The sequence below is a fragment of the Leifsonia sp. McL0627 genome, from assembly GCF_058244615.1.
In genome coordinates, this window is the sequence record NZ_JBZCGM010000002.1 from 828,918 (window position 1) to 845,140 (window position 16,223).

Genomic DNA, 16,223 nt, shown 5'->3' on the forward strand with positions numbered 1-16,223 from the left:
CGAGGGTGCGATCGGGGTGGTGCAGGGCGTTCCTTCCGTCGCTAGTGCGAGAGAACGGAAGCGAGGAACGACTTGGCGCGCTCGGAGCGCGGCGAGTCGAAGAATTCGGCGGGCGTCGCCTGCTCGACGATTTGCCCGCGGTCCATGAAGACCACGCGGTCGGCTGCGCGGCGGGCGAAGCCCATCTCGTGCGTGACGACGATCATCGTCATGCCCTCCTTTGCCAGTGAGGTCATCACATCCAGCACTTCGCCGACCATCTCGGGATCGAGCGCGCTGGTCGGCTCGTCGAAGAGCATGACCTTCGGGTGCATGGCGAGCGCCCGGGCGATGGCCGCGCGCTGTTGCTGGCCGCCGGAGAGCTGGGCGGGGTGGCTGTTCGCCTTGTCGGCGATGCCGACGCGGTCGAGGAGGACCATCGCCTCCTTCTCCGCTTCGGCCTTCTTCATCCCGCGCACCTTGATCGGCGCCATCGTGATGTTGTCGAGGATGGTGCGGTGGGCGAACAGGTTGAACGACTGGAAGACCATGCCGACGTCGGCGCGGAGGCGGGCGAGGGCTGCTCCCTCGACGGGGATGACAACGCCGTCGACGCGGATCTCGCCGGAGTCGATGGTCTCGAGGCGGTTGATCGACCGGCACAGGGTGGACTTGCCGGAACCGGACGGGCCGACCACCACCACGACCTCGCGCTCGTGCACATCCAGGTCGATGTTCTGCAGGACGTGCAGCTCGCCGAAGTGCTTGTCGACGGCACGCAGACTCACCATTAGCTGCTGTTCGGGTGCTGCTGTCATGCGGATTCCTCGCGTCATTGTCGATCGGCCGGTAGTCGGGTTGCGAAAAGCGTACTAAGTGATTCGTGTTTAACGCAATATTGGATTTACTTTCTCCAATTTTGTAGAAAGTCGGTACAGTATTCTCAACTCACACGTGTTCAGAGGAGAACGACCGGCGCCATGACGAGCACCATCGACGCACAGACCGGTCACGGCTCCAACGCCGGGGCCATCCTCGACCTGATCCGTTCAGGGCACTCGCGTTCCCGCGCCGAGATCGCCCGCAGCACGGGACTCTCACCCAGCACCGTCGCGCAGCGCATCGACGCCCTGATCGCCTCCGGCTACATCCGCGAGGCCGGGGAGGGCGTCTCGCAGGGCGGACGCCGCCCGCGCACCCTCGAAGTCGACCCGACCAGCGGCGTCGTCTGCTCCGTCGACCTCGGCTCGCACCACGCGACCTTCGGCCTCGTCGACCTCTCCGGCCGCCTCATCGCCGTCCGCAACGAGAACATGGACATCGGACAGGGTCCCCAGCGCACCCTCACCTGGATCATGGCCGTCGCCGACGAGCTCGTCGCCGAGCACGCCCAGCCGGGCCAGCGCCTCCGCGGCTATGGCATCGGGCTCCCCGGCCCCGTCGACTCGACCACCGGCCGCATGGTCTCCCCGTCCAGGATGCCCGGCTGGAACGGCATCGACGTCGCCGCCGTGATGACCGAGCTGAGCGGCCTCCCCGCCGCCACCGACAACGACGCCAACCTGATGGCCCTCGGCGAGCACGACGCCCTCGGCGACGAGGTGCAGCACCTCGTGTTCGTCAAGGCAGGATCGAGCATCGGCTGCGGAGTGATCGCCCTCGGCGACCTCTACCACGGCTCCCACGGCATGGCGGGCGACATCAGCCACGTCAGCGTGCCCGGCGCCCCGCCCGTGCTGTGCTCCTGCGGCCGCACCGGCTGCCTGGATGCGGTGGCCGGGGGTGCCGCGATCGTCCAGGCCCTGCGCGCTGCGGGAGTGGAGGTCGCCGACACCAGTGAGGTGCTCGCTCTGGCCAGGGATGCGCATCCACTGGCCACCCAGATGCTGCGCGAGGCGGGCAGCAGGGTCGGCGGAGTGCTCGCGACGATCATGAACTTCTTCAACCCGCAGCGCCTCGTCCTCGGCGGAATCCTCGGCGAAGCGGAGGCGTTCGTCGCCGGGGTGCGCTCGACGATCTACTTCGAGTGCCTGCCGATGGTCACGGACGACCTCGACATCGCGGTGTCCGTCACCAAGGACCGCGCCGGCATCCGCGGCGCGGGCCGTCTCGTGCTCGACACGCTGTTCGACGCCGCCGAGATCAACCGCGTGGTGCGGTGAGCGCGCCGCAGCACGCTGTCGCGATCGTGGGAGGCGGCCGCATGGCGGAGGCGCACGCGCGGGCGTGGGCGGCCATCGGGGTGCCGGTGCGCTGGGTGGTGTCCCCGCGTCGTCGCCCGTCGCTCGCCGCAGCACCGGAGGCGCGGTGGGCGACCACGTTCGAAGACGCGCTGGCCGATCCGGCCGTCACCATCGTGTCGGTCTGCACCCCGACGCCGACGCACGCGGCCATCGCTATCCAGGCACTGGATGCTGGGCGGAACGTGCTGCTGGAGAAGCCGATCGCGCTCACGCTCGACGATGCCCGTGCCGTCGAGTCGGCCGCAATGCGCGCATCCGGAGTGTTGATGGTGGCGCACGTCGTCCGGTTCTTCCCCGAGTACGCGGCGCTCGCCGCGCGGGTGGCGGACGGCTCGGTCGGCACGCCGCGGGCGGTGCGCGCAACGCGCCTGACCTCGTCGTCGCGCCGGCCGTCCTGGATGGCCGACGAGGAGCAGTCCGGCGGCATGGTGGTCGACTTCGCCATTCACGACTTCGACCAGGCCAACCTCCACCTGGGCGAACCCGTCGCTGTGACGGCGGTGCGTGTGCCCGGCGGGTACGGTGCGCCGGTCAGCACCACCATCGAATACCGCGCCGGAGGCGTCGCGACGGTCCTCAGCGTCGCCGACCTGCCGGAAGGGTTCGCGTTCACGACGAGCCTCGACGTGGTCGGCTCAGACGGGATGGATGCGCTCCGCCCTGGCGCCGACGACGAGCCGTTCGCGGAGCAGGCCCGGTACTTCCTCGCGTGCGTCGAGGTGGGCTCAAAGCCTGCGTTGTGCCCGACGGGTGCCGCAGTGGATGCGCTCAGAGTCGCGCTGGCCGCGCGGGAGTCGCTGCGCGTCGGCGGACGGGTGCTGCTCTAGAGTTCCACCGTCCGGTTCTCCCCGATGTCCGGCTGCGAGTGGGTGACGGCGGCCTTCGCGATCTTGAAGACCTTCACGATTCCCGGCTCGTGCGACGCCCAGAATTCGGCGGACTCGGCGCTCACATGCAGCAGCGCGACGGACGGGTCGTCCTTGCCCGCCGGGAACCACGCATCCATCGTGGGGGACCACAGCTCGTCGACCCTGTCCCGGTCGTGAACGAGCTCGGCGGTGCCCGCCAGCGACAGGTAGCCCTTGCCGGTGTCGTACGACACGTTGACCTGGGGATACGCGTGGATGTCCGCGACCTTCGGGCTCGGATCCTGCGTGAAGAACCACAGGTCGCCGTCGAAGTCGGCCTTCTGCGTCGCGAGCGGACGGGAATGCAGGGCGCCGGAGGCGGTCTGCGTGGTGAGCAGGGCCACCTTCGAGGCCGAGATGAGCTCGGCGATGGTGGCGAGGTCGTCGTGATGGGTGTTCTGGTCGTCTGTCATTGCCGTCACGCTACCCTCGCGACCGGTCTGCGCAACGGGTATGGAAACGAGATGTGCAACCATTCCGCTGGGTTGGCAACCACCGCTAGGTTTTAGCCATGAAGACCGCCAGGTTCACCCGCCCCGCCATCGCCATCGCCGCCGTCGTCGTGCTGACCGCTCTCGCGGGATGCTCCTCATCCGGATCGTCGTTCACGGGTTCGTGGGGCGAGGAGACTGCGGGAAAGCCGTCGCTCACCATCGCGTCGGACGGCACATTCCACGGCAACGACGGCTGCAACGACATGAGCGGCAAGGGCACCATCTCCGGCGACACGTTCACGTTCGGCCCGTTCGCCTCCACGATGAAGGCCTGCGAGGGCGTCACCCCCTGGCTCAACCTGGCGAACACGGCCACGGTGAGCGGCGACACCCTCACCGTCTACAAGACCAGCGGCGACAAGATCGGCACCCTGGCCAAGCGCTGACGCGCGACGTGCCGCGGGGTGGAGGCGGCTAGAAGCCGATGGGACGGCCGGGGGTGAGAGGTTCGTCGTTGCCGGCGAACTCGGCGCCGTCGTTGTGGGCGGCCTCTCGGCGCTTGACCTCGGCGATGAGTGCCTTGTTGAGCATCTCCGACCAGCTGCTGTCTTTCTCGGCGAACGACGTGGACCGGTAGGCGGCCCTGGCCCGGTTGCGGAGGCCCTCCGTGAGATAGAACGTGATGGTCGTGCGGCGTGACAGGCCGGTCACCCCGGCGACGGTGCTCGGCTGCAAGCGGAACTCGGAGACGATGTTCGCCGCAGACCCGCTTGCGTCGCTCGCGATCACGCCGCTCACGCCTGCGCCGCCTTCTGCCGTCTCGCGCTCGACTGAGCCTTCGCCGTGGGGCGGGATCGCTTCACCCATCTCGCTCCTCGCAAAATACCGCATTTGATCACTGACAGTGTCACATACTATCCATACTCGGCGGGTCAGCGCGACAGTCGCTCCACGATGGAGCCGAACAGCTGCGGCCGGGCCACGGCGGCGGGCACGATCCTGGCGCGCATCGGGGAACGGGCGGCCGTCACCAGTCCGCTGGTCAGCATCCGGAAGTCCCTGGTCGTCGTCCGCCACGCCCGCTCGTAGCGCGCGGGTTCTGCGGCCTGCACGGCTCCGACGGCCGCCCGCGCCTGGGCGAAGCCGACGCGCATCCCCTCGCCGGTGAGCGCATCGACGTAGCCGGACGCATCGCCCACCAGCAGCAGGCGCCCGGCGGTGCGCTTCCTGGTGCGCTGCAGCAGCGGGCCCGCCCCGCGAACGGTGCTGACCGCCTCCACCCCGGCCAATCTCTCGGCCAGCTGCGGGATGCGCGCGAGCGCCGCATCCTGGTCGAGCGGCCGCGGCCCGAGCACGGCCACACCGACGAGGTCGGCGGCGACCGGCGTCACGTACGCCTCCACGTCTGCCGCCCAGTGCACCTCGACCAGGTCTGTCCACGGAGGGATCGCATAGTGGCGGCGCACGCCGAAGCGGCGCCGCGCATCCCGTTGCTGCCTGCCTTCGAGCCCGGCCAGGCGTCGCAGCGGGGAGTGCAGTCCGTCGGCGGCGATCAGCCACGGCGCGGTGCGTCGCCCACCCGCTGGATGCGCGGAGTCCGTCGCGAGGATCACTGTCGCCGCGTCCGCACCGTTCTCCAACCCGACCACGCGCGCCCGCTCCACCGTCGCGCCCAGTTCGCGCGCCCGGGACACGAGCGCCTGCTGCAGAACCGTCCTGCGCACGCCGCGTCCCTGCCGTTCGGAGAACTGGTGCTCGACCCGTCGGGAGCCGTCGAGGTAGGCGATCCCGGCCAGCGGATGCCCGGCAGGGTCCACCCCCATCAGGTGCAGGGCTGCGAGCGCACCCGGCATCAGCCCCTCGCCGCAGGCCTTGTCGATCGGGTCGTCGCGCGCTTCGATCACGAGCACGTCGATCCCGGCCAGCCGTGCCTCGATCGCGCACGCCAATCCCACGGGGCCTGCCCCGACGACGATCAGGCCGGGCCGCTCGCTCATGCTCGTGCTGGCTCGACCGAGGCGAGGGCGCGGTTCTCGCAGGGGATGCGCACGGCGAGCAGGAGCACCGCGTTCAGCACGGTGAATGCGATGGCGGTGATCCAGGCGGTGTGCACCAGCGGCAGGGCGAAGCCTTCGACCACCACGGCCACGTAGTTCGGGTGCTTCAGCCACCGGTACGGCCCGCGCGTGACGAGCGGCAGGTCGCGCACGATGATGACCCGCGTGTTCCAGCGTGGCCCGAGGGCTGCGATGCACCACCAGCGCAGTGCCTGGCTGGCAAGCACCAGCGCCAGCATCGGCCAGCCCAGCCACGGGATGAACGGCCGGTCGCCGAACCAGACTTCCGCCAGGCAGGCCAGCAGCAGACCGGTGTGCAGGAGGACCATCGGAGGGAAGTGGCCGCGCCCGAACTCGACACCGCCGCGTGCGAACGACCAGGCGGCGTTGCGCGACGAGACGATCAGCTCCGCGATGCGCTCACCGCCGGTGGCGAGCACGAGCAGCGTGTAGAGGATCACGCCGCCTCGCCGATCGCGGGCAGGGCTGTTGCGGCGGCTGTCGCGTCGTCGTCCGTCTCCGCGTCGCCAGCCACCGCGGCGGCCGAGCCGTCCGCGCTGCCGTCCGCCCAGTGCAGCAGCACCAGTTCGGCGGTGACGCCGGGGCCGAGCGCGAAGAGCAGGCCGTTCGTTCCGGGCGCAGGGCGCGCATCCATCAGTTCGGCGAGCACGTGAAGCACGGCGGCGGACGACAGGTTGCCGACGCGGGCCAGCGACCGCCAGCTCGCATCGAGCGCGCCGTCCGGCAGGTCGAGCGCCCGCGAGAACGCTTCGAGCACCTTGGGGCCACCGGGATGCGCGGCCCACGCTCCCACATCCGGGATCGTCAGGCCGTGTGCGGCCAGCAGGCCTTCCGCGTCGGAGGCGAAGTTGCGGTCGATCACCTCGGGGACTCCGGCGCTGAGCACGATGCGGAAGCCGGTGCCGCCGATGTCCCAGCCGATCACGTCGGCGGTGTCCGGGTAGATGCGGCTGCGGGTGTCGACGACCTCCGGGCCAGGCAGCCCGAGTTGCTTCGCCCGCTGGTCGCCGACCATGATCACGGCGGCCGCCCCATCGCCGAACAGTCCGCTGGCGACGATGTTCGCCATCGAGTCGTCGCTGGCCTGCACGGTGAGCGAGCACAGTTCGACGGAGAGCAGCACGGCCACCTCGGTGGGATGACCCTCCAGGTAATCGTGCACCCGCGCGATGCCCGCTGCGCCGGCGACGCAGCCGAGTCCGAAGCTCGGCAGGCGTTTGACGTCGCTGCGGAGTCCGAGCCGTTGCACGAGCTGGGCGTCGATGGACGGCGCTGCGATCCCGGTCACCGAGGTGAACAGGAGGAAGTCGACGTCCGTCGGAGCGAGCCCGGCCGCGGCCAGCGCGCCGGTGAGTGCACGCTCGGCGAGAGTGGTGCCTTCTGCGATGAAGAAGTCGTTGGACTCCTGGAACGATGCGATCGAACTGTACTGTTCGAGCGGCATCACGAGGTTGCGGGTCTCCACCCCGCTCGAGGCGTGGATGCGGCGCATGACCGCCTGGCGCCCAGGATCAGCGGTGATCATCGCGAGCAGAGCCGCGGTGATCTCTCCCTGGCTGTAACTCCGGTCTGGGACGACGGGAGCCACCGACACGATTCGGCTCACATGCGAAACGTACCACCGCGTGACGGCGACGCGACCGGGTAGCGGACTATTCCCATCCTGGGGCGGTCGGCGGTGCCGCGCCTGCCTCGCTCAGCCGCGGGTTCGGGCTGCCGTCCGCACCGCCCAGCGGCCGTCCGTCCTGCTGATCGCGAGCGGGTAGTCGAGGGTCGCGGAGATCAGTTCGCTGGTGAGCACGTCGTCGGCGGCGCCCTGCGCCACGATGCGGCCGTCGCGCAGGAGCATGGCGTGCGTCGTGCTCGCGGGAAGCTCCTCCAGGTGGTGTGTGACGAGCACGCTCGCGAGGTCGGGATGCTGGGCGCGCAACCCGTCGATGCTGTCGAGCAGGTGCTCCCTCGCCGCGATGTCGAGCCCGGTGCTCGGCTCGTCGAGCAGCAGCAGGTGCGGGTCGGGCAGGAGAGCCCGTGCGATGAGTGCCCGGCCACGCTCGCCCTGCGAGAGGACGGGCCAGACGGCGTCGGCCAGGCCGTGCATCCCGAGCAGGTGGATGAGCTCGTCGGCCCGCCGCTTCTGCTCGGCGGTCGGCTCCCACCGCATCATGCGCTCGGTGGTGCCGGTCGCGCCCGTGAGCACGACATCCCGCACGGTCAGCGGCGAACGCACCTCATGGCGCGGGTTGACGTGCCCGATCAGGCCGCGAAGTTCGCGCAGGTCCACCCGGCCGAGACGGCGGCCGAGCACCTCCACGGTGCCGCGGGTCGGGTGCACGACCGCGCCGAGCATACTGAGGATGGTGCTCTTGCCCGCGCCGTTGGAGCCGATCAGCGCCCAGTGCTCTCCAGCGTGGACGCGCATCCCGATCCCGTCGAGAATCGTGCGGCCGCCGCGCACGAAGCCAACGCCGTCCACCTGCAGCACAACCCGTTCTTCCACCGCTCCATCGTTCCACGTCCCCGCCGCGCCTGCCCCATTGCTCCGGAGGGGACGGGAGCGGTTAGAACGGCCAGAGGACGGGGACGAGGAAGATCGCGGCGGCGAGGAAGAGGACGACGAGGGCCAGGCCGTAGCGCCAGTAGTCGCCGAAGCGGAGCCCGGCCGGCCCCATGATCATGAAGTTGGCCGGCGTGGCCACCGGGGTGAGGAACGCGGCGGCGCAGACGACGGCGACCGCCATCAGGAACGGCAGCGGAGATGCGTGCAGTTCGGCGGCGACGGACACCGCGATCGGGGCGATGATCAGGGCCGTCGCCGTGTTGCTGATGAGCTGCCCGAAGATCAGCGCGACCACGCAGAGCGAGGCGAGCACCAGCAGAGGGCCGTACTGGCCGACAACGGAGACCAGGCCGTTGGCGATCAGTTCGGCAGCTCCGGTCTTGGTGATCGCCGTCGACATCGGGATCATCCCGCCGACCAGCAGTAGCGTCGTCCACGAGATCGAGCGGTGCGCGCGCTCGACCGTGACGACCCTGGTGAGCACCATCGCTGCGGCGGCGAGGATCCCGGCGACGGCGGGCGGCACGACACCGGTGGCGAGCGCGATCACCATCAGCACCAGGACGGCCAGGGCGATCCACGCGCGCGCTCCGAGCGGGGCCGCCTGCCTGCGCAGCTGATCCGGCTGGTCGACCACCAGCAGCTCCGGATCGGCGAGGGTGAGGTCGAGCTTGTCCCAGCGGCCCTGCACGAGCAGGGTGTCCCCGGACTCCAGCACGATGGTCTGCGTTTCGACGGACTCGCCGGAGCGCTGGACGGCGAGGATCACGAGGTCGCCGCTGTCCGTGATCATTCCGGGGAAGACGGTCTCGCCGACCATGCTCGACCGGGGAGCGACGACGACCTCTGCCACGCCGTAGGTGGAATCGATCAGCGCGTCCGTGCGTCCCAGCGAACCGTTGACGCCGAGTCCGGCGAGCTTCGCATCGTGTTTCAGGATGCGGATGCTCGCCGTGTCCCCGCGCAGCAGCAGGCGGTCGCCGGAGCGGACGAGGTCGCCGGCAGGTCGTCGGTCGGTTCCCTGCACGGCGATCAGCTGCACGGAGGATTGGTCGCCCAGGCTGAGCTGCGCTGTCGGGCGGCCGATCAGCGGGGAGCCTCCGCGCACCTTCACGCGGGCGAACGGCTGCGGGGACGCGTACTCGCGCAGCAGCGTACGGGCGTGGTCGCTGAGGTCGCGCGGCATGGCGGCCGGGCGGCGTTCCGGGATGAGCCAGCGCCCGAAGAAGACGGTGATCAGCACGGTCCCGACCACCAGCACCGCCCCGATCGCGGTGAAGTCGAAGAAGCCGAACGCGCCGTGCCCTGTGGTCGCGGCGAGTTCGGAGATGATCACGTTGACCGGGCTGCCGGTGAGGGTGAGCAGGGAGCCGGCGTGCGCGCCGAACGCGAGCGGGAGCAGCAGGCGCGACGGCGCGACCGAGATCCGGGAGGCGACGACCACCACCACGGGCAGGAGCGCTGCGACTGCGCCGTTGACGCTGATCAGCGCGGACAGCACCGCGACCACGAGCATGACCAGCACGGTCAGCACCGCTGTCTTCGTTCCGCCGCGTGCGACGAGCTGTTGTCCCGCCCATCCAGTGAGTCCTGAGGCGTCGAGGCCCTCCGCGACCACGAACAGCGCGGCGATCAGCACGACCGCCGGATCGGCGAAGCCCGCGAACGCCTGCCCGAGGTCGAGGACCCCCGTGGCGAGCAGCGCCAGCGACGCCCCGACCGCGACGAGCCCGGTCGGGATCTTGCCGCTGACGAACGCGACGACCGCCAGGGCCAGAATCACCATCGTCACCGCGATGTCGTTCACACCCTGACCCTAGTGCTCCGCCCCCTCCCCGCAAATGCATGTATTCCCCACGCAATCGAGCCGGGACTTATGCACGCGGGTCGTCGGCGTGTCGCGTGCATAAGTCCCGGCTCGATGGCTTGGGGGGTGACTAGGCGAGGACGGCGATGGCGTCGATCTCGACGAGCATCTCGGCGCGCGGGAGGCCGGTGAAGACGGTGGTGCGGGCGGGGAGGACGCCGGAGGCCACACGGGATGCGATGAACTCGCCGTACGCGTCGTTCATCAGCGCGAAGTCCTCCCGCTTGGTGAGGTAGACGCGCAGCATCATCACGTCGTCGAACGTCGCGCCGCCAGCAGCGAGGATCGCCTCGACGTTCTGCAGCGTGCGGACGGTCTGCGCGGCGACGTCGCCGGGGAACAGGTATTCGCTGGTCGCCGGGTCGACAGGTCCCTGCCCGGAGACCTGCACGAACGGCCCACGCTTGACCCCCTGCGAGAAGGTGTGCGCCGGAGCGGGTGCGTCGGTCGTGACGAGAGCGGTGCGGTCAGCCATGGGTGTCCTTTCGAGACGGTTGCGATGGAGTGGAGGCCGGGACTGGTGAGCCGGAGCCGGACGGGGCCGCGGCGGTCGGCGTCGGGGACGGCGGCACGAACGGGGCGTCGCCGGTGAAGCCGAGTTCGGCCGAGATGCGGGCGGTGGCGTCGTGCAGCGCCGGGAGCAGCCCGAGCACGCCCTCGTACGGCAGCACCAGGTTGGGCACGGACACCGACACGGCGGCCGCGACGCGCCCATCCGCGCCGAACACAGGCGCACCGACGCAGTTCATGAACGTCTCGTGCTCCTCGTGGTCCTGCGCCCAGCCGCGCGCCGCACTGCGCCGCACCTCGGCGACGAGGTCGGCGGCCGAGCCGATCGTGTTGGCGGTGTACCGTTCGTAGTCGACTCCGGAGGCGACGCGCGCCAGCTCGGCGTCGTCCAGGTCGCCGAGCAGCACCTTGGCCACGGCCGTGGCGTGCAGCGCAGCGGGCAGGCCGATCCGGGAGTACATCCGCAGCGGCTGCCGCGACTCCACCTTGTCGATGTACGTCACCGTCCCGCCGTCGTACGCGGCGAGGTGCACGGTCTGCCCGGTGGATGCGCCGAGCGCGTGCAGCACAGGGGATGCGACGGCGCGCACGTCCCGGCTGTCGAGCGAGCGCTGCGCCAGCACGAACACCGTGGAGCCGACGTGGTAGCGGTATTCGGAGTCGCGCGTGACGTAGCCGTGCTGTTCGAGCATCCTGAGCAGTCGCAGCACGGTCGTCTTGTGCACGCCGATCGCGTCGGAGAGGCCGTCGAGGCTGCTGGTGCCGGTGGAGACGAGGTCGAGCAGGTCGAGCGCGCGCGAGAGGGACTGGCTCACGAGGCCGTCCGCCACGGGATCTCGCCGGGGTGCACGCGCCAGGTCGCCCAGGTCCGGGCGTCGACGCCCGCGATCTGGTCGCGTTCCGCCGCATCCGGGACAGTCAGCGGGCGGTCGCCGTGCCCGATCAGCGTCAGGGCCGCCAGCGCGTGGCCGAGCCGCAGGCAGGCCGTGGCGTCGCGGCCTTCGGCGAGCCCGGCCAGGTAGCCGGCCGCGAACGCGTCGCCCGCCCCCACGGGCTCGACGACCTCCACGGTGAGGCACGGCACATGCGTCTCGCCGCCACCGCGCAGATACGTGGATGCGCGGCGCACGTCGTCTTTGAGCACCACCCGTTGCAGCAGTGGATGCGCGTCGAACAGCCGGTGTGGGTCGCTGTGCCCGTAGTGGGTCTCCGCCTCGTCCGCCCCGGCGAACAGGGTGTCCGCCTGCCCGACGAGCGCGTCGAGCGGCGCGGTGTCGCGTCCCTGCCAGAGCCGGGGCCGGTGGTTGAGGTCCACGCTGATCGTGCTGCCAGGCCCGGTGAGCTCGCGGAGCGCGGCCACCGCGTCGGCCGCCGTGGCGGAGATGGCTGCGGTGATGCCACTGGTGTGCACGATGGCCGCCGATCGCAGGATGCTCGCGGCCGGCTCGGCGGCGAGGGTGTCGCGGCCGATGGCGGAGGCTGCGGAGTCGCGGCGGTAGTAGTGCATCCGGGTGGTCGTGCCGTGCGGGCCTGCGACGGACTCCTTGACGTAGATCCCGGTGGCGCGGCTGTCGTCGGTCTCCACGGCGGTCAGGTCGAGCCCGGCCTCCTCGGCGGTGGCGCGGATGCGCTCGCCGAAGCCGTCGTCGCCGAGCCGGGAGATCCACGCGGTCGGGAGGCCCATCCTGGCGAGCGAGGTGGCCACGTTGAACTCGGCGCCGCCGACGTCCGAGCCGAACGTCTCGGCGTCGGCGAGCGGCCGGTGCGCCTCCGGATAGAGCACGACCATGGCCTCGCCGATCGTCACCAGCGTGCTCACGCGCACCTCGTCTCGTCTGGTCGGCTCTGGTCGGCAGGCGCTGCTGCGGGCTTCCGCCGGGGATGGTCGTCATGCTAGAACAGGGAGAACAGTTTACGCAATCAGCGTTGCGTGTGACGCAACGCTGAGCGAGTGGGACCACCCAGAGGAGACGTGTGCACGCCAGCAAAGCCCTGCCGCTCGCCTACAGCGCCGAGGATGCCGTTGCCCTGCCCAGCCGGCGCCCGCGGCTCACCGACTTCCCCACCCCGCTCGTCACCGTGAGCGAGGCGGCGGTGCAGCACAACCTCGACACGATGGCCGCGTGGTGCGCCTCCGCCGGGGTCGGCATCGCACCGCACGGCAAGACGACCATGAACCGCGAGCTGTGGCAGCGCCAACTCGACGCCGGCGCCTGGGGCATCACGGTCGCGACGCCGTGGCAGCTGTCCGTCGCCGTCGAGTGGGGCATCCCGCGCATCATGCTCGCCAACGCGCTCGTGCAACCCGCGGCGCTCCGCTACATCGCACCGCACGCCGACCGCGTGCTGGTGTGGGCCGACTCCGTGCGCGCCGTGGAGATCATGGAGGTGGCGCTCGCCGGGTCTCCGGGGCACCCTCCGCTCGGCGTGCTCGTCGAGCTCGGTGCTCCCGGCGGACGCACAGGAGCCCGCAGCGTCGACGACGCCCTGGCCGTGGCGGACGCGGTCGCCGCATCCACTGGACTTCGGCTGGCGGGGGTCGCCGGCTACGAGGGGGCGCTCGCGCACGACGGGACGGAGGCGGCGCTCGCCGTGGTGCGCTCGTACCTGCACCGGATGCTCGCCCTCCACGACGCGATCGAGGCGGCCGGTCTCTACCCGGCCGGCACGCCCGTGGTGCTGACCGCGGGCGGCAGCGCGTACTTTGACGTGGTGGCAGAGGTGCTCGCACCGCGTCGCGACCTCGCCGGCGAGCGCGGGCGTGCGGTCGACGTGCTGCTGCGGTCCGGCGCGTACATCACCCACGACGACGGCTTCTACAGCGGCATCACACCGCTCGGCCGCGGGCCAGGCGGGGAATTCCGCTCGGCGATCCACGGCTGGGCGACGGTCGTGTCCCGTCCGGAGCCCGGGCTGGTGCTCGTCGACGGCGGCAAGCGCGACTTCCCGTACGACGAAGGGTTGCCGGTGCCGCAGGCGATCCGCCGCTTCGGTGAGCCGGCCACGACGCCGTTCCCCGACGCCGTCGCCACCGCGATGAACGACCAGCACACCTTCGTGCGCGTGCCGGAGTCGGCCGTGGTCGAGGTCGGTGACGTGATCCGGTTCGGGCTGTCCCACCCGTGCACGACTTTCGACAAGTGGCGGGTGCTCCCGGTGGTCGACGACGTGCAGGCCCAGACGCCGCACGTGATCGGCCTGCTGGAGACCGCCTTCGGCTGACGCCGAGCGCGCCCGCCGAGACCCCAGGCCCGGTCCACCGAGCATCCACCAGGACACCCACCCCAGGAGCCCCATGAGCGACACCGATCCCGCCCTCCTCGACACGCTGCGCGCCGACCGCGCCATCACCGTGGTGCGGGCTCCGCGCATCGACGACCCGTCCGCGCTCTGCGCCGCACTGGTCGCCGGCGGCATCCGCACGGTCGAGTTCACCTTCACCACACCGGGCGTCGAACGGATCGTCGCCGAAGCGGTTGCCGCCGCCACGGACTCCGGGGCGCTCGTCGGTGCGGGAACGGTCACCGACGAGGCCAAGGCGGAGGCCGCCATCGCCGCAGGCGCCCGGTTCATCGTGACGCCCGGCCTGCACGACGGTGTCGCCGCGATCTGCCGCGACGCGGGCATCCCGTTCCTGCTCGGCGCCCTCAGCCCCACCGAGGTGATGCGCGCGGTCGAGGCCGGGGCGTCCGCCGTGAAGATCTTCCCGGCGTCGCTCGTCGGCCCCGGCTACCTCAAAGACTTGTCCGGCCCGTTCCCCGGCGTCGCGTTCGTGCCGTCCGGCGGGCTGCACGCCGACAACGCCGCGGCGTGGGTGGATGCGGGTGCTCTGGCCGTCACCGCGGGGTCGAGCGTGGTCTCCGCCGCGGCCATCGAGGCGGCGGAGTGGGCGGGGATCGCCGAGCGTGCCGCGGCCTTCCGGGCGGCGGCGCTGCGGCTGTGAGCGGCGCCGCGAGCAGGAGCGGCGCCGCGAGCAGGAGCGGCGCTGAAGGTCCCACCGGCGCCGCCACGCTCATCCGGGGCGGACTGGTGCTGGACGGCACCGGTCGGCCTGGTCGTCGCGCCGACGTACTGCTGCGCGGCGACAGGATCGTGGAGGTCGGGGAGCGACTGGAGGCGGCGGGAGCGCGGATCGTCGACGCCTCCGGCCTCGCCGTCGCCCCCGGCTTCATCGACATGCACGCGCACTCCGACCTCGCTGTCCTCACCGATCCTGCGCATCTCGCCAAGGTCTCGCAGGGCGTCACCACCGAGGTCGTCGGCCAGGACGGCCTCTCCTACGCGCCGGCCACCGACGACACCATGCCGGTCCTGCGGGAGCAGCTGGCCGGCTGGAACGGCGTCCCCGCCGACCTCGACCTGTCCTGGCGCGGTGTCGCCGCCTACCTCGACACCGTGGATGCGCACCGCCCGGCCGCGAACGTCGCCTACCTCGTCCCCCAGGGGTCCGTGCGCATGGCCGTCGTCGGCAACGAACGCCGCCCGGCCACCTCGGCCGAGCTCGACCGGATGCGCGCGCTCGTCGCCGACGGGATGCGAGACGGCGCGTTCGGCATGTCCTCCGGCCTCACCTACGTGCCGGGGATGTTCGCCGACACCGCCGAGCTGGCTGCGCTCTGCGACGTGGTCGCCGCGCACGGCGGCTTCTTCGCGCCGCATCAGCGCTCGTACGGGGCGGGCGCGCTCGACGCGTACTCCGAGGTGATCGGCATCGCCGCCCGCACCGGATGCGCGTTGCACCTCACCCACGCGACCATGAACTTCGGCGTCAACCGCGGCAGGGCGTCCGAGCTGGTCGCACTCATCGACGATGCGCTCGCCGCCGGGGTCGACGTCACCCTCGACACGTATCCGTACCTGGCCGGTTCGACCACTCTCTCCGCACTGCTGCCGAGCTGGTCGGCGGTCGGCGGTCCGGAGGCAACGCTCGCGCGCCTCGGCGACCCAGAGGTGCGCGGCCGCGTCGCCCACGAGCTCGACGTGCTCGGCACCGACGGCTGCCACGGCGTGCCCGTCGACTGGGCGACCATCGAGATCTCCGGGGTCAGGGACCCGTCGCTCGCCGCGGCGGTCGGCGTCACGATCGCCGAACTGGCCGCCGCCCGCGGAATCACCCCGACCGACGCATACTTCGACCTGCTCATCGCGGACAGGCTGGGTACGAGCATCCTGCAGCACGTCGGCGATGAGGAGAACGTCCGCACCATGATGCGCCACCCACGCCACACCGGGGGCAGTGACGGGATCCTGGTCGGCGCGAAGCCGCATCCACGGTCGTGGGGCACCTTCCCGCGCTATCTCGGCCACTACGTGCGGGAGGAGGGCGTGCTCACCCTGGAGGACGCGATCGTGCACCTGTCCGCCCGCCCGGCCGCGCGGCTCGGGCTCGCCGACCGCGGCAGGATCGCGCCGGGGATGACGGCCGACCTGGTGCTGTTCGATCCCGCCACGGTGGCGGAGGGTGCGACGTACGCCGATCCTCGGCGACGGGCGCAGGGCATCCCGTGGGTGTTCGTAGCAGGCGAGGCCGTGCTGGCGGACGGCGAGCGGACCGAGGCGAGGCCGGGGCGCGCGCTGCGGCACGTGCCGCACGTCACACAACGCTGACCGGGTGGACGCTGCGCGCCCGTGTGCGCTTGGATGTTGC

Annotated in this window: 17 protein-coding genes; 6 read left to right on the plus strand and 11 right to left on the minus strand. The window is 71.2% G+C overall.

The features are described 5' to 3' along the window. Window positions 1–41: 41 nt before the first annotated feature. Window positions 42–797, minus strand: coding sequence for an amino acid ABC transporter ATP-binding protein (locus AC37TH_RS04615; RefSeq protein ID WP_490763168.1), 756 nt, complete (start codon window positions 795–797; stop codon window positions 42–44). A gap of 162 nt (window positions 798–959) precedes the next feature. Here AC37TH_RS04615 and AC37TH_RS04620 point away from each other — a divergent pair, with 162 nt between their 5' ends. Together AC37TH_RS04620 and AC37TH_RS04625 are read left to right on the plus strand one after the other, a co-directional pair. Further along, complete coding sequence (locus tag AC37TH_RS04620; protein WP_490763169.1) at window positions 960–2,141, plus strand: ROK family protein; 1,182 nt, start codon at window positions 960–962, stop codon at window positions 2,139–2,141. After that, complete coding sequence (locus AC37TH_RS04625; protein WP_490763170.1) at window positions 2,138–3,049, plus strand: Gfo/Idh/MocA family protein; 912 nt, start codon at window positions 2,138–2,140, stop codon at window positions 3,047–3,049. Before AC37TH_RS04620 ends, AC37TH_RS04625 begins: the two co-directional genes overlap by 4 nt. On the opposite strand, the gene AC37TH_RS04630 is transcribed toward AC37TH_RS04625, so the two are convergent. After that, the gene (locus AC37TH_RS04630; RefSeq protein WP_490763171.1) at window positions 3,046–3,543 is read right to left on the minus strand and encodes a pyridoxamine 5'-phosphate oxidase family protein; all 498 of its coding nucleotides are present in this window, start codon (window positions 3,541–3,543) and stop codon (window positions 3,046–3,048) included. The two genes, AC37TH_RS04625 and AC37TH_RS04630, sit on opposite strands and share 4 nt — an antisense overlap. Before the next feature lie 98 nt (window positions 3,544–3,641). On the opposite strand from AC37TH_RS04630, the gene AC37TH_RS04635 reads away from it, so the two are divergent. After that, on the plus strand, window positions 3,642–4,010 hold the full coding sequence (locus AC37TH_RS04635; protein ID WP_490763172.1) for an META domain-containing protein: 369 nt from the start codon (window positions 3,642–3,644) through the stop codon (window positions 4,008–4,010). A gap of 28 nt (window positions 4,011–4,038) precedes the next feature. Here AC37TH_RS04635 and AC37TH_RS04640 read toward each other — a convergent pair whose 3' ends face one another. From AC37TH_RS04640 to AC37TH_RS04680, 9 genes are all read right to left on the minus strand, one after another. After that, the gene (locus tag AC37TH_RS04640; RefSeq protein ID WP_490763173.1) at window positions 4,039–4,431 is read right to left on the minus strand and encodes a ParB family protein; all 393 of its coding nucleotides are present in this window, start codon (window positions 4,429–4,431) and stop codon (window positions 4,039–4,041) included. A gap of 65 nt (window positions 4,432–4,496) precedes the next feature. After that, window positions 4,497–5,561 carry an NAD(P)/FAD-dependent oxidoreductase gene (locus tag AC37TH_RS04645; RefSeq protein WP_490763174.1) on the minus strand — a complete coding sequence of 355 codons (1,065 nt, stop codon included), beginning with the start codon at window positions 5,559–5,561 and terminating at the stop codon, window positions 4,497–4,499. Continuing rightward, window positions 5,558–6,082: an isoprenylcysteine carboxyl methyltransferase family protein gene (locus AC37TH_RS04650; RefSeq protein WP_490763175.1), complete on the minus strand. Its 525-nt coding sequence runs from the start codon at window positions 6,080–6,082 to the stop codon at window positions 5,558–5,560. Before AC37TH_RS04650 ends, AC37TH_RS04645 begins: the two co-directional genes overlap by 4 nt. Beyond that, entirely contained in the window at window positions 6,079–7,248 is a 1,170-nt protein-coding gene (locus AC37TH_RS04655) for a type III polyketide synthase (RefSeq protein WP_490763176.1), read from the minus strand. Before AC37TH_RS04655 ends, AC37TH_RS04650 begins: the two co-directional genes overlap by 4 nt. 90 nt (window positions 7,249–7,338) lie before the next feature. Continuing rightward, window positions 7,339–8,139: an ABC transporter ATP-binding protein gene (locus AC37TH_RS04660; RefSeq protein ID WP_490763177.1), complete on the minus strand. Its 801-nt coding sequence runs from the start codon at window positions 8,137–8,139 to the stop codon at window positions 7,339–7,341. 61 nt (window positions 8,140–8,200) lie between these two features. Continuing rightward, window positions 8,201–10,006 carry an SLC13 family permease gene (locus tag AC37TH_RS04665; RefSeq protein ID WP_490763178.1) on the minus strand — a complete coding sequence of 602 codons (1,806 nt, stop codon included), beginning with the start codon at window positions 10,004–10,006 and terminating at the stop codon, window positions 8,201–8,203. 130 nt (window positions 10,007–10,136) lie between these two features. Then, window positions 10,137–10,541: a RidA family protein gene (locus AC37TH_RS04670; protein WP_490763179.1), complete on the minus strand. Its 405-nt coding sequence runs from the start codon at window positions 10,539–10,541 to the stop codon at window positions 10,137–10,139. Further along, a complete protein-coding gene (locus tag AC37TH_RS04675; RefSeq protein ID WP_490763180.1) occupies window positions 10,534–11,391 on the minus strand; it encodes an IclR family transcriptional regulator in 858 nt (285 codons plus the stop codon). Before AC37TH_RS04675 ends, AC37TH_RS04670 begins: the two co-directional genes overlap by 8 nt. Further along, a complete protein-coding gene (locus AC37TH_RS04680; protein WP_490763181.1) occupies window positions 11,388–12,395 on the minus strand; it encodes a sugar kinase in 1,008 nt (335 codons plus the stop codon). The genes AC37TH_RS04675 and AC37TH_RS04680 overlap by 4 nt, the downstream gene beginning before the upstream one ends. 155 nt (window positions 12,396–12,550) lie before the next feature. Here AC37TH_RS04680 and AC37TH_RS04685 point away from each other — a divergent pair, with 155 nt between their 5' ends. The 3 genes from AC37TH_RS04685 (at window position 12,551) to AC37TH_RS04695 (ending at window position 16,183) form a co-directional block, all read left to right on the plus strand. Beyond that, window positions 12,551–13,798, plus strand: a complete 1,248-nt coding sequence (locus AC37TH_RS04685; RefSeq protein ID WP_490763182.1) for a type III PLP-dependent enzyme domain-containing protein — start codon at window positions 12,551–12,553, stop codon at window positions 13,796–13,798. Window positions 13,799–13,871: 73 nt separating this feature from the next. After that, entirely contained in the window at window positions 13,872–14,519 is a 648-nt protein-coding gene (locus tag AC37TH_RS04690) for a bifunctional 4-hydroxy-2-oxoglutarate aldolase/2-dehydro-3-deoxy-phosphogluconate aldolase (protein ID WP_490763183.1), read from the plus strand. An 86-nt stretch (window positions 14,520–14,605) separates the two neighbouring features. After that, a complete protein-coding gene (locus AC37TH_RS04695) occupies window positions 14,606–16,183 on the plus strand; it encodes an N-acyl-D-amino-acid deacylase family protein (RefSeq protein WP_490763853.1) in 1,578 nt (525 codons plus the stop codon). The last annotated feature ends 40 nt before the right edge of the window (window positions 16,184–16,223 follow it).

What these genes read in the sequence shown, in the direction of transcription:
- AC37TH_RS04615 (WP_490763168.1), bottom strand. Translation starts at nt 797, where the DNA reads ATGACAGCAGCACCCGAACAGCAGCTAATGGTGAGTCTGCGTGCCGTC.
- AC37TH_RS04620 (WP_490763169.1), top strand. Translation starts at nt 960, where the DNA reads ATGACGAGCACCATCGACGCACAGACCGGTCACGGCTCCAACGCCGGG.
- AC37TH_RS04630 (WP_490763171.1), bottom strand. Translation starts at nt 3,543, where the DNA reads ATGACAGACGACCAGAACACCCATCACGACGACCTCGCCACCATCGCC.
- AC37TH_RS04635 (WP_490763172.1), top strand. Translation starts at nt 3,642, where the DNA reads ATGAAGACCGCCAGGTTCACCCGCCCCGCCATCGCCATCGCCGCCGTC.
- AC37TH_RS04640 (WP_490763173.1), bottom strand. Translation starts at nt 4,431, where the DNA reads ATGGGTGAAGCGATCCCGCCCCACGGCGAAGGCTCAGTCGAGCGCGAG.
- AC37TH_RS04645 (WP_490763174.1), bottom strand. Translation starts at nt 5,561, where the DNA reads ATGAGCGAGCGGCCCGGCCTGATCGTCGTCGGGGCAGGCCCCGTGGGA.
- AC37TH_RS04670 (WP_490763179.1), bottom strand. Translation starts at nt 10,541, where the DNA reads ATGGCTGACCGCACCGCTCTCGTCACGACCGACGCACCCGCTCCGGCG.
- AC37TH_RS04690 (WP_490763183.1), top strand. Translation starts at nt 13,872, where the DNA reads ATGAGCGACACCGATCCCGCCCTCCTCGACACGCTGCGCGCCGACCGC.